Here is a 12294-nt window from a genome sequence, read left to right as displayed (position 1 = left end):
GACAATAAAAAACGCTCATCCAATGGTGAGCGTTTTTTATTTGCTGCTGGGGTAATCTTAGACGATTGGCTTTCTGCGATAAAATAAAATACCAGGGATGGATAAGCCCAATACCAAGGCAGAAATCACAAATATCGTCTCAAAAAAATAACTCATCATCACGACAAATAAACTCATATCAAAGCCAAAGTAACCAATCTGCACCATACTAACCATTGCCTTATAGGCGGGAATACCAGGCATGAGGCAGATGACGCTAGGGACGATGAGCGCCTTGGGGGGTAGGCGAAATCGTTGGGCAAACCGTACACCCAAGAAACTTGCAAACATCGAGCCAAAAAATGTCGATACCGCCAAGTGAACGCCCATATTTACCATCATGCTCTTAGCACCAAAACCAAGCGCGGTCATGATAAGACAATAGATAATATAGCGACTTGGTAGCGTGAACATTAAGCACCAGCCTAGAGTGATGACGCATGATAATAGTATGTCAGAGATTAGCCACATATTATAGTCCCCAGTGCGGTATCTGTAGCAAAATAAGCGCAATCACAATACCTACGCACGCCGATAATGTCAGCATCGTTGCGAACATCCATCGTCCCACACCCATATTGATGTATCCTTTTAAAATATCGGACAGAGCGTTGATAATAGGAAAGCTCGGCACAAGCAAAAGCACGCTGGCAGCGACCGCAATGTCAGCATGATGACCTAGTGCCACGATCTGCGATGAATCCAAAAAATACGCCGTTGCCCCGAGTAACGTCGCCACGAATGCCGTAATAATAACCACCACAAACGGGTTGAAATGATGCGCGGACAAATACACGCGCATTCGCATCGCGCAGAACCCCGCCACCAATGTAATGGCTGAGATGATGAGATTACCACCACTTAAATAAGCAAAGCAGGCACAAGATAGCCCAACGAATAATGACATCAGATTATTGGGATAAGTGGTGCGATTAATGTCATCAAAACGTGATTCGATGTCATCGATGAGTGCGTCATCTTTGGTGGCGGATTCGGCATATAGCACGATTTGCTGGATTTGAACTAGAATGCTGACGTTAATGCCTTGATGTACGGTATTGCGGGCGGTGGTGATGCAGCGTCCATTGTATAAGGTGGTTAGGGTCACCGCATTAAATGACAGCGCACATTCAACCCCACCAACCCCAAGCGCCACACCAAGCCGCTTAGTTAGATCGACCACTACCGCTGATTCTCCGCCATACTGCATAAATAGCAGGGCGCAGCGTACACATAGCCTGGTGATGCGCTGCTGCTCTTCGTGAGAGATGTAGGGCAATCGGCGTGGGGTGTTTTCGCTGCTGGGCATGGGTAGAATAAGAGATGTATAAATTTTGACATATTGTAAAGCCAATCATCAAAAAAATCATCACAATTGCACCAAAAATTTCAACAAATCATTGCAAAAGCCTTAAACGGTGCTATAATCACGCGATAGTTTTCACTTTTTGTAAACCCCAAAATATAAGGAATAACTTATGAATATGGCAACCCAACAAGGCAAATTATGGCTTGATGGCGAACTCGTTGATCAGCCTGAAGCGAAAGTTCACGTATTGACGCACAGCTTGCATTATGGTTTGGCGGTGTTCGAAGGTGTGCGTGCGTATGAGACGCCAGACGGTCGCACTGCGATCTTTCGTCTAGAAGAGCACACCGAGCGTCTATTAAATTCTGCTAAGATTTTCCAATTAAACGTGACTTATAGCCATGCAGAGCTAGCACAAGCCCAAAAAGATGTCGTCCGTCAAAATGGCTTGGCAAGTGCTTACATTCGTCCATTAATCTGGGTGGGTTCAGAGAAGCTTGGCATCGCCGCTAAGGATAACAGCATTCATGCAGCAGTGGCTGCGTGGCATTGGGGTGCATATCTTGGTGAAGATGGCATCAAGAACGGCATCCGCGCCAAGACATCTAGCTATACCCATCACCATCCTAACGTCACCATGTGTAAAGCTAAAGCCGCTGCCAACTATCCTGTGTCTATCTTGGCTAACCAAGAAGCGACCAAGGCGGGCTATGATGAAGCGATTTTGATGGATCCGCAAGGCTATGTGTGTCAAGGCTCGGGTGAGAATTTGTTTTTGGTAAAAAATGGCGAGCTACATACGCCCGACTTGGCAGGCGGTGCACTTGATGGCATCACTCGCCGCACCATCATTGAATTTGCCAACGATCTTGGTATTAAGGTGATTGAGCGTCGCATCACTCGTGATGAATTCTATCTGGCTGATGAGATCTTCATGACGGGTACCGCAGCCGAAGTTACCCCGATTCGTGAATATGATGATCGCGTTATTGGTAATGGCTCTCGCGGCCCGATCACCGAGAAGCTACAAACCTTGTATTTTGATGTGGTTCAAGGCCGCAACGAGAAATACAAGCATTGGCTGACCTTTGTTGATGCTTAATACATATAATCAAAAAAGACGGCTTATGTCGTCTTTTTTATTTTAAGATATAAGTTTGATACCTAATTAAAATTCTAATTTAGAAAAACTCCACCCGTTGTTTTGTGGTATCATAATGCAAATTTATCAAACAATAAAAAGGCGCAATCATGATAAAACCAATCCTAGATGATAACTGGCAATCCGATGCCTTAGACCCTGCTTTGGGGTTTTTTACTCAAACCTTGGCGGTGCGCGGTGGCTATCATCGTACGGACGAGGGTGAGCATGGTGAGGCGATTTTTACCACCAGCAGTTATGTGTATAAATCTGCCAAAGATGCTGCTGATCATTTTGATGGCACGAAGAAGGGCAACGTCTATAGCCGCCACACCAATCCTACCGTTCGCGCCTTTGAAAGACGTCTGGCGTTGCTTGAAGGTGGTGAGCGCTGTGTCGCTACCGCAAGTGGCATGGGTGCGATTTTGACGATGTGCTTAGCCTATCTTAAGGCGGGTGATCATTTGTTATGTGCTAAGCAGTTGTTTGGTTCCTCTGTTGCGCTATTTGATACTTATTTTAAGGCGTTTGGTGTCTCTGTCAGTTACGTGGATTGTTTTGACAATGACGCATGGGAGAATGCCATTCAGCCTAATACTCGCGTGCTATACTGTGAGAGTCCCTCTAACCCGCTGGCGCAGATTGCTGATTTGTCATTTTTGGCGAATCTTGCTCATCACAATGATGCGCTGCTGATCGTGGATAACTGCTTTGCCACGCCAGCCATCCAAAAGCCGCTAGAGCTGGGCGCGGATGTTGTTATCCATTCTGCCAGTAAATACATCGATGGTCAGGGTCGTGTGATTGGTGGGGCGTTGGTAGGCTCCGATGAACTTATGGAGAAGGCATTCGGCGTGGTGCGTACCGGTGGCATCAGTCTGTCGCCATTTAATGCGTGGGTGCTATTAAAGGGGCTTGAGACGTTAAACTTGCGTATGAGAGCGCATTGTGAGAATGCCAATCAAGTCGCTGCGTTTTTATCAAATCATCCCAATGTTGCCAAAGTACACTTCTCAGCGCTTCATGACCACCCAAGCCATGAACTTGCCAAGAGTCAGCATCAACATCTAGATGTACAAGGCGGCGCATTCGGGGCGATTATTGGCTTTGAGGTTTATGATAAGGACAGCGCTTGGCAGGTAATCGACAGCACCCAAGTCATCAGCATCACCAATAACTTAGGCGATGCTAAGTCCACCATCACACATCCAGCCAGTACGACGCATTTTCGCATGACGCCTGAGCAGCGATTGGAGGCGGGCGTGACCGATGGGCTCATTCGATTGTCGGTAGGACTTGAAGATGCCAAAGACATCATCAACGACCTAAAGCGTGGGCTAGATGCTTTGTAATGTTGTTGTGTGATTTTAAAAACCAAGTCCATTTGGATTTGGTTCTTTATTGGTAAATTGACAAGGTTTTCAAGTATAATAAGGTACTTTTATCATCAGAGTTCGCCATGAGTTTTTTAACCAAATTATTCAAAAAATCCAACGAAAACGATTCTATCGCTGAATACAGAAAGCCATCTGTTGATGATGTTAGCCAAGACATGGCGCGCGCGCAAGCTCTGTACGATGAGGCGACCGAGCATTATCAAGCAGGTGATCATGAAGAGGCGGCGACTTTGCTGCTAGAATCAGCGTCGCTGGGTCTTGCCGATGCCCAGCGCAGTCTTGGTGTGATGCACTGTCAGGGCTTAGGGGTGCGCCAAGATTACGAAAAAGGTCACGAACTTCTAAAGAAATCAGCCGAGCAAGGCAACATTAAGGCATGTCATAATCTGGGCGTCATGTATTACCACGGGTTTGGTGTCAAGCAGAGCCATAAAGAGGCATTTGCTTGGTATAAGCAAGCTGCCGATCACGATTATGCTGAGTCTTGTCATAACATCGCACTGATGTATGAATATGGCGTGGGTGTGGCAGCAGATGAAGATGAAACGGTAAAATGGCACAAAAGAGCGGGCGATCTAGGGGTGAGTCTGTCGTATCTGAATTTGGGTAATCTGTACTGTGTAGGGCGCGGCGTTCCGCAAGATTATACCGAGGCAATAGAATGCTTCAAAAAAGCAGCAGCAGGAGATATTCCAGAAGCCATGTACAATCTGGCTGTGCACTATCAACGTGGTGAGGGCGTCGCGCAGGATCTGACAGTGGGGTTTGATTATTTCTTACAAGCTGCCAATGCTGACTTTGCGCCTGCCATGCATCAAGTGGCGCTTTGCTATCTAGATGGTAAAGGCGTATCAAAATCAACCGATGAAGCCAAGCTGTGGTTACAAAAAGCCGCCCAAAAAGATCACGAGCCAGCCACAGAATTGCTCAATAAATTAACAGCATCACAAGAATAATTATTAAAGGTAAGGATATGAACGCTAGGGATTGGCTGATCGCTGTGGGTGTTGTGTTTGCTTAGGGCATTAATTTCATGTTCATGACATTTGCCTTGATGGACATCTCGCCCATGGTGCTTGGATTGCTTTGATTTGCCTTTTTACTTTTCCCTGCCATTTTCTTTTTTTTAAGCGCCCAGATGTGCCTTGGCGCTGACTTATTTTGTATGGATTAACCATTATTTTGGACGATTTGCCTTTATGTTCTTGGCGTTATCGATGGATGTGCCCACAGGACTGTCTGCACTACTGCACCAAAGTCAGGTTTTCATGACAGTACTGCTGGTTACGAGCATGTTCAAAGAAGCTGTACTAAGACACCACCTGATCGCCATGATAGCAGCAGCTGTCGGATTGGCGTTAATCGGTGGACAGTATCAAGGCAGCTCGCCTTTGGTTGGTCTGTGGGTGGTGTTGGCGGCATCATTCTGTTGGGCGGTGGGTAATATCGTCGTCAAAAACTGGGCGCGGTTAATCCGTTATCATTGGTAGCGTGGGGCAATATCTTGGCATTGGGTGCTTTTGCTGTCGGTTCATTGTGGTTATATGGCATAGATGGTTTGAGTGCGCAGGTTTAGAATCTGACTTGGGGCGGCTGGGCGAGTGTGCTGTATCTGGCTTATGTCGCCAGCCTATTGGGGTATGCAGGTTGGGATTACCTGCTTTCTAAGCATCCCGCCAGCCAGGTTGCGCCTTTGGCATTACTCGTGCCCGTGATTGCACTGTTGGTGGGTTTTGTATTCCTGTCACAGAAGCTTAATTTTTGGCATTGGTTGGGTGTGATCGTTGTCATGTTGGCGCTGATGGTGCATGTCTTTGGCGCTCTTCGCTTATTCAATTCATCATCTAAATAAGAGTAATTATTAAAAAAATATACGCGCTGGCCAAATTTGTGGTACAATGACCGCAAATTTACACTATATCGTGTGTAAATTTCCAAGTATCATACTATATATTGATTTAAGTCAGCTTTTATATAAATCAACAAAAACGACTTTGGGAAACATTACCATGCATTATTCTATTTTTTGCCAAACAAAAAATGATGTCCTAAAAGAACCCATGTTCTTTGGCCAGCCTGTCAATGTGTCACGCTACGACCAACAAAAACACCCGATTTTTGAGCAGTTAATCGAAAAACAGCTGTCGTTCTTTTGGCGACCTGAGGAGATTGATGTATCGCGTGATCGCATCGACTTTGCTGAGTTATCAGTGCATGAGCAACACATTTTTTTGTCAAATCTAAAATACCAAACGCTGCTTGACAGTATCCAAGGTCGTAGCCCGAACGTGGTGCTATTGCCGTTGGTGTCTATCCCTGAGCTTGAGACTTGGATCGAGACTTGGTCGTTTAGCGAAACGATTCACAGCCGCAGTTATACACACATCATCCGTAATGTGGTGAATGATCCGAGCAAGATTTTTGATGACATCATCGAAAATGAGCACATTCTAGAACGTGCCAGTGACATCGCGCGATATTATGACGATTTGCATCGCGATGCACAGTTGTATGACTTGCACGGTGAGGGTACTTATACCGTATGCGATGAGACGGTGGAGGTATCCTTAAAAGACCTTAAGAAAAAGCTGTACCTGTGCATCGTGGCGGTGAATGTCCTTGAAGCGATTCGTTTCTATGTGTCGTTTGCTTGCTCGTTTGCGTTCGCTGAGCGCAAAGTCATGGAGGGTAATGCTAAGATCATTAAGATGATCGCTCGTGATGAAGCTTTGCATCTAAATGGCACACAGCACATGATTAACCTGATGCGCTCTGGTCGTGACGATCCTGAGATGCTTGAGATCGCAAAATCTTGTGAAGATGAAGCAATTGATATCTTTAGAAGTGCTGCCGAACAAGAAAAAGCATGGGCGGAATATCTGTTTAAAGACGGTTCAATGATCGGACTTAACAAAGACATCCTGTGCCAATATGTCGAATTCATCACGAACACGCGCATGGCGGCGATTGGCTTGCCTGCGATCTTTGAGACCAAGTCGAATCCGATTCCATGGATTAACGCGTGGCTGTCATCTGATAATGTGCAGGTAGCACCACAAGAGACAGAGATTACCACTTATTTGGTTGGTCAGATTGATTCTGATCTGGATGATGTGGATTTGGATGATTTTGAATTATAAATCAATACTTAAACCGTCAAGCTGCTTGGCGGTTTAAAAATCTGATAAAGACAGTTTATAAAAATAATAATTGATTTAAGATTTTGCAAGAAAGCAGGTGTACAATGGGCTGGGTATTTACCGACGAGATGCGCTTTTATTTACACGAAAATGAAACGCTATTACAGGGCATGAGACGTACAGGTCATCAGACGATTCGTTTTGAATGTCAGCAGGGGTATTGTGGCTCGTGCAAAATGCGAGTGACCGCAAAGACTGGTAAGCTTGTCATGACAAAAAAGCCAATTGCCATGCTTGAAGAGGATGAAGTTTTGGCTTGTTGCTGTCAGGCGACAGGCACCATGTGTGTGACCTATGCGTCTAGAATGGAAGGCGAGCAGCTAAGTCTATTCGAAGATAAAAGCGTCTCGAATGTCGGTTTCTTTAAGTTGGCCTAAGACACTGGTGGCTCGCTCATGAGTGCTGGAGGGTGCGATGATCGTAGATAGACACAATTTTACCAATAAGGCGCTGAAACTAACAGCGATCGGTCTCGTGGTGATTGGCGGGGCGTGGTACTTGCGCCTAGGTGCTAAGCCAGCCAAGTCTGATGTGATGCCTGATGTAGATCTGTCGATGCTAAGCATCCCTAAGGCGGTCAGCCTGTCAAGGTCGAAGTAGAAGCGGTGCGTTATCTGTCCATTGATGATGACAGCATTAATGCAGATGGACGAAAACAACTAAAACAACAGCTAAATCATCTTAAGCGCACAGGTAGTCTATCAGGTGTTGTGCTAACGGATGAATTCAAGCAGACCACGTATGCCAAAATAACTTATCGATTTGGATGCAAGCAGCCGCTTAGCTTTGAACCGACTAAGGTTGAATTATCAGGTTTTTCTTGACGGGCATGCAGTATGAAGGCGTACTCGGTGAGCATGGCTATGATACCTTGTATTGGTTGTTTGAAAATCCTGGCAATAAATCTCGCATAGAGATTATTGAGACCAAAATTTTAAAAAATTCGCCAGTCGTTATGTACCACGAATTAATGAACAAAACAATCGCAGGTACACCGGTGCTATATGAGCATCTGACTGACAAAAAAGCCGTGAATTATCAAAAAGCGCGTTTCGTTCATGAAGATAGGCTTGATGTCATTAATGCCAAAGGACTAAGCCAAGTTGAGTTTGAGTCATTATTAGCAACCATCAATAAAATACCGCTCATCTGAGCGGTATTTTATTGATGGTAATTTAAGAGTTATTTTGGACTGGGCTGGTCGGTCTTAGTGATGAGACTGCCAGATCCGTACGCTCATCCATCTCATACAGTGCACCTGCACGACCCACGATTAGAGGGTCGATGTTGCCGATATGGGCAGGATCTTTGTTCTCGTAGTTGAGCTTATTTAGCACATAGCGCATGGCGTTTAGTCGAGCACGTTTTTTGCAGTCGGATTTGATAACGATCCATGGCGATTCGGCGGTATCGGTGTTAAAGAACATCGCTTCTTTGGCTAGTGTGTAGTCATCCCATTTGTTCAAAGAGGCTTTATCAACAGGAGAGAGTTTCCATTGTTTTAGTGGGTCGTTCTCACGGCTGGCGAAACGGGCTCTTTGTTCTTCGCGCGATACTGAAAACCAGAATTTCACCAATTGAATACCCGATTCGATTAGGTGTTTTTCGAATTCAGGCACTTGATGCATGAAGATTTGATACTCTTGCTCGGTACAAAAGCCCATCACGCGCTCAACAACGGCACGGTTATACCAAGAGCGGTCAAACAGTACGATCTCGCCAGAGGTAGGCAGGTGCTGTATATAGCGCTGGAAATACCATTGGCCTTTTTCTTGTTCGGTGGGTTTCTCAAGAGCGACAACACGCGCGCCACGAGGGTTTAGATGCTCCATAAAGCGCTTGATGGTACCGCCTTTACCGGCAGCATCACGACCTTCGAATAGGATAACCAGTCTTTGACCTGTGGCTTTGACATGGTGTTGTAGTTTTAATAGTTCGATTTGGAGTTTGTATTTTTGAGCTTCGTAGTTTTTGCGACTAAGGCGATGTTTGTAGGGGTAACCGCCTTCACGCCAGTTGTCTGACAGTTGTGTGTCCTTTGACTTGTCAGTGCGCAGTTGACCGACCATCTGTGTTACAGGCAGATAATCGTTCAGCACCTGACCAAGTTCAACCAAATCATCAGGTGTGGCATGCATCAGCAGCTCTTCAAGCTGTGTGGCTGTGCTTGGCATGACTTTTGGTTCGGTCTTGGTGGTGGTTTTTTTGGCTGGGGTGGTCTTAGGTGCTGCTTGGGTGCTGCTGGTGTTTTTGGTGTCTTGATCATTAACTGGCATGAGTCACTCCTTAGCTGGTTGAGGTTGAGTTAATCCTTTATGTTAGCATCTTGTGAATGGTTGCGCAATGTCAATTATCTGATGAATATATACAAAATACTCATGAATAAAACGCCTTAATAATGAACATCAAGGCGTTATATGTCAAGGGATGAGATAAGGTTCGATGAGCTCTGTACTGTCTGTGCGAGCATCCAGCGCAACCAGTAGGGCATATGCACCGATGAATTTACGACTGATGAACATCATCTCTTTGGGTGGTAAGCTAAATTCAAGGGAGGTCATGCCATCTTTAGCAGTAGCCATCACGCGATTATAAAGCTGACTGCCTGCCCACAGATAGCGATTATTGTCATCAAGATAAGCATTGTTAACATGTTCTGCCTTGGCAAAAGGCTCACACGCCATCAAAAAAACCTTAGCCATGTCGTCTTTTGGCTTGCCAGTCAATTTATCAAAAAAATCATAACCTGTCATGGCTGATTTCATCATCTGACTGTCTTGATGATAGCCTGCGGTGAGTAAGTTTTTTGCGATGGTTAGTAGATGGCTATCAAAGCGTTTCACCGCACCAAAATCAAGCAAAACCAAGCGATCCGTATCATTCTCGCTACGCACCAGATAATTACCAAAATTAGGATCGGTCTGCATCTCTCCCCATTCGAACAGTTCGCGAATGACGATCTCGATGGCGGCTTGACCAAGGGTGTTACGACGTTTTTGGGTTAGCTGCAGAAGCGCGGGGTCATTCAAAGGAATGCCTGCTTCATAGCTCATACAAATCAAGCGATCAGTGCTGTAATTGTCATAAATGGTCGGCACGATATAGCGATCATCATCCGCCAGATAAGCAGCAAATCGCTTCGTGGTCTTAGCTTCAGTACGATAATCCACCTCGGTATGTAGCAGCTCTTTGATCTCTAAGAACCAATCATCCAGCGCTTTGGTCTGTGGGACAGCATTTGTAATCTTAAGTAGCTGCCTAAAAATCGCTAGGTCAGAATCGATGGCGTTAGCAACATTGGGATATTGAACCTTGAGAACGACGGTACGTCCGCTGTATTTATGTGTGGCTTTATGGACTTGGGCAAGGCTTGCAGTACCGATGGGGTTGCGCTCGATCTCAAAATCATCAATGCGATCTCCAAGCTCATGCTTTAGGGTGTCATAGATGATGTGCCATGAGAGTGGGGCGGTGTTGGCATCAAGTGTGTGCAGGGCATTGATGACTTCGCGCGGCAAAAAATGCTCGCCATACAGCGCAAGCATCTGCCCAATCTTGACCACAGAGCCTTTTAGTTTGCCCAGTTCGCTGACCAGATAATCCGCTTGTTCTTGGAGTAGGGCGTGCTTTTGGGTCTCTCGCGCCTCTTTACTTAAAAATAACCCCGATACACCGCTTTTTGCCCAAGTCGCCCCGATGTTCAATGAGGTCTTGGCGATGGAAAGTCTGCGTTGTAGTGGGGTTGTTTTTAGGGTATTTAGCGGTTTGGTCATGATGTCTTGTTGTGATATTTTGTCTCATAAATTGGGGTTATTATATCAAAAAATCAAGCCATTATGGCGTGTTTGTGCTTGATGTATAACAAAAAGCTCTTTTAAGGCGCTGCTTAGAAGAGCTCGATTGATTATGATCAATATTAGCGTTCGATCGCATGCCAGCCTATGTCACGACGGTATTGAATGCCATCAAAGCTGATGCTGCCACAGCCTGCCAAAGCACGCGCCTGTGCTTCTGCGACAGTAGCGCCTAGAGCTGTTACGCATAGAACACGACCGCCATTGGTTAGAATTTGTCCGTTGGCTTCTTTGGTGCCGGCATGGAAGACTTTTAGGTCATCGTGTGAACCGATGGCCAGTAGACCTGTGATGACATCATCTTTTGATGAAGTCTCGGGATAGCCACGGCTTGCCAATACGATGCCTAGCGCCACACGCTCATCCCATTCGGCAGATGCGGGAAGCTTACCATCTAGACCAGCTGTGATCAAATCGACCAATGATGACTGTAGTCGCATCATGATCGGCTGAGTCTCAGGATCGCCAAATCGGCAATTAAACTCAATCACATAAGGGTCGCCTGCCTCGTTAATCATAAGACCTGCGTACAAGAATCCTGTGTAAGGTGTGCCATTGGCTTTCATGGCATCGACGACAGGGCGAATCACGCGCTCGATGACCTTGGCGTGTACATCAGCTGTCACGACAGGCGCAGGCGAGTACGCGCCCATGCCACCTGTGTTGGCGCCTTTATCACCTTCAAAGATGCGCTTGTGGTCTTGGCTGGTCGCCATTGGCAGAATGTTATCACCGTCAATCATGCAAATAAATGAAGCTTCTTCACCTGCCAAGAACTCTTCGATAACCACACGAGAGCCTGCTTGACCGAATTTATTGCCAGACAGCATGTCATCAATGGCATTAAAGGCCTCTTCTTCGCTCATCGCGACGATGACGCCTTTACCAGCTGCTAGACCATCTGCCTTGATGACGATCGGCGCGCCTTTGGTGCGGACGAATTCTTTGGCAGGTTCGATCTCGGTAAATACTTCGTAAAATGCGGTAGGAATGCCGACTTTTTTCATGAAATCCTTGGCGAATGCCTTAGAGCCTTCTAGCTGTGCGCAGTATTGGGTAGGGCCCCATGCTTTAATTTTGGCACGGCGAAGGTCATCGACGATGCCTGCCACTAAGGGTGCTTCTGGGCCAACTAATACAAACTCAACATTATTATCTTGACAGAACTTGATAACAGCATCGTGGTTGGTGACATCTAGGTCGATGTTTTGTAGTTTTGGTTCTATTGCTGTGCCTGCATTGCCTGTGGCGACATAGACGGTATTGACTTTGGTGTCTTTAGCGCATGCCCAAGCCAGTGCGTGTTCGCGCCCGCCTGTACCAAGTACAAGAATATTCATGGAGGATTTCCTTG

The 12294-nt window shown here is 46.1% G+C and carries 15 protein-coding genes; 10 read left to right on the top strand and 5 right to left on the bottom strand.

The annotated features are described in order from the left end of the window. Positions 1-57: 57 nt before the first annotated feature. Together AAX10_RS05170 and AAX10_RS05165 are read right to left on the bottom strand one after the other, a co-directional pair. Positions 58-510, bottom strand: coding sequence for a threonine/serine exporter family protein (locus AAX10_RS05170; protein WP_046700041.1), 453 nt, complete (start codon positions 508-510; stop codon positions 58-60). 1 nt (position 511) lies between these two features. Further along, a complete protein-coding gene (locus AAX10_RS05165; protein ID WP_046698225.1) occupies positions 512-1348 on the bottom strand; it encodes a threonine/serine exporter family protein in 837 nt (278 codons plus the stop codon). A 169-nt stretch (positions 1349-1517) separates the two neighbouring features. On the opposite strand from AAX10_RS05165, the gene AAX10_RS05160 reads away from it, so the two are divergent. The 10 genes from AAX10_RS05160 to AAX10_RS05115 all read left to right on the top strand — a co-directional run bounded on the left by AAX10_RS05160 (position 1518) and on the right by AAX10_RS05115 (position 8239). Further along, positions 1518-2450, top strand: a complete 933-nt coding sequence (locus AAX10_RS05160) for a branched-chain amino acid transaminase (protein ID WP_046700040.1) — start codon at positions 1518-1520, stop codon at positions 2448-2450. A 149-nt stretch (positions 2451-2599) separates the two neighbouring features. Next, positions 2600-3841 carry an O-succinylhomoserine sulfhydrylase gene (locus AAX10_RS05155; protein WP_036362873.1) on the top strand — a complete coding sequence of 414 codons (1242 nt, stop codon included), beginning with the start codon at positions 2600-2602 and terminating at the stop codon, positions 3839-3841. A 107-nt stretch (positions 3842-3948) separates the two neighbouring features. Then, on the top strand, positions 3949-4842 hold the full coding sequence (locus AAX10_RS05150; RefSeq protein WP_080947059.1) for an SEL1-like repeat protein: 894 nt from the start codon (positions 3949-3951) through the stop codon (positions 4840-4842). Between the two features lie 189 nt (positions 4843-5031). Next, positions 5032-5376: an EamA family transporter gene (locus AAX10_RS05145; RefSeq protein ID WP_149038860.1), complete on the top strand. Its 345-nt coding sequence runs from the start codon at positions 5032-5034 to the stop codon at positions 5374-5376. A gap of 89 nt (positions 5377-5465) precedes the next feature. Then, on the top strand, positions 5466-5738 hold the full coding sequence (locus AAX10_RS05140; RefSeq protein ID WP_080947057.1) for an EamA family transporter: 273 nt from the start codon (positions 5466-5468) through the stop codon (positions 5736-5738). Positions 5739-5895: 157 nt separating this feature from the next. Then, positions 5896-7026 carry a class Ia ribonucleoside-diphosphate reductase subunit beta gene (nrdB, locus tag AAX10_RS05135; RefSeq protein ID WP_046700629.1) on the top strand — a complete coding sequence of 377 codons (1131 nt, stop codon included), beginning with the start codon at positions 5896-5898 and terminating at the stop codon, positions 7024-7026. 104 nt (positions 7027-7130) lie between these two features. Further along, positions 7131-7463 (top strand): 2Fe-2S iron-sulfur cluster-binding protein, encoded by a 333-nt coding sequence (locus AAX10_RS05130; protein WP_046700039.1) that lies wholly within the window; start codon positions 7131-7133, stop codon positions 7461-7463. A gap of 37 nt (positions 7464-7500) precedes the next feature. Then, a complete protein-coding gene (locus AAX10_RS05125; RefSeq protein WP_046700038.1) occupies positions 7501-7686 on the top strand; it encodes a hypothetical protein in 186 nt (61 codons plus the stop codon). A gap of 5 nt (positions 7687-7691) precedes the next feature. Then, positions 7692-7910 (top strand): hypothetical protein, encoded by a 219-nt coding sequence (locus AAX10_RS05120; RefSeq protein ID WP_046700037.1) that lies wholly within the window; start codon positions 7692-7694, stop codon positions 7908-7910. Further along, positions 7907-8239 (top strand): hypothetical protein, encoded by a 333-nt coding sequence (locus AAX10_RS05115; RefSeq protein WP_149038859.1) that lies wholly within the window; start codon positions 7907-7909, stop codon positions 8237-8239. The genes AAX10_RS05120 and AAX10_RS05115 overlap by 4 nt, the downstream gene beginning before the upstream one ends. Positions 8240-8261: 22 nt before the next feature. Here the strand turns inward: AAX10_RS05115 and ppk2 are convergent, their stop codons facing one another. The 3 genes from ppk2 to purD all read right to left on the bottom strand — a co-directional run bounded on the left by ppk2 (position 8262) and on the right by purD (position 12280). Beyond that, positions 8262-9362 carry a polyphosphate kinase 2 gene (gene ppk2 / locus AAX10_RS05110; RefSeq protein ID WP_046700035.1) on the bottom strand — a complete coding sequence of 367 codons (1101 nt, stop codon included), beginning with the start codon at positions 9360-9362 and terminating at the stop codon, positions 8262-8264. Between the two features lie 144 nt (positions 9363-9506). Then, positions 9507-10859 (bottom strand): ABC1 kinase family protein, encoded by a 1353-nt coding sequence (locus tag AAX10_RS05105; RefSeq protein WP_046700034.1) that lies wholly within the window; start codon positions 10857-10859, stop codon positions 9507-9509. A gap of 143 nt (positions 10860-11002) precedes the next feature. Further along, positions 11003-12280: a phosphoribosylamine--glycine ligase gene (gene purD / locus AAX10_RS05100; protein ID WP_046700033.1), complete on the bottom strand. Its 1278-nt coding sequence runs from the start codon at positions 12278-12280 to the stop codon at positions 11003-11005. Positions 12281-12294: the final 14 nt, after the last annotated feature.

Source organism: Moraxella bovoculi, from assembly GCF_000988745.2.
Taxonomy (GTDB): Bacteria; Pseudomonadota; Gammaproteobacteria; order Pseudomonadales; family Moraxellaceae; genus Moraxella; species Moraxella bovoculi.
This window is presented reverse-complemented; position numbering and strand designations above follow the sequence as displayed.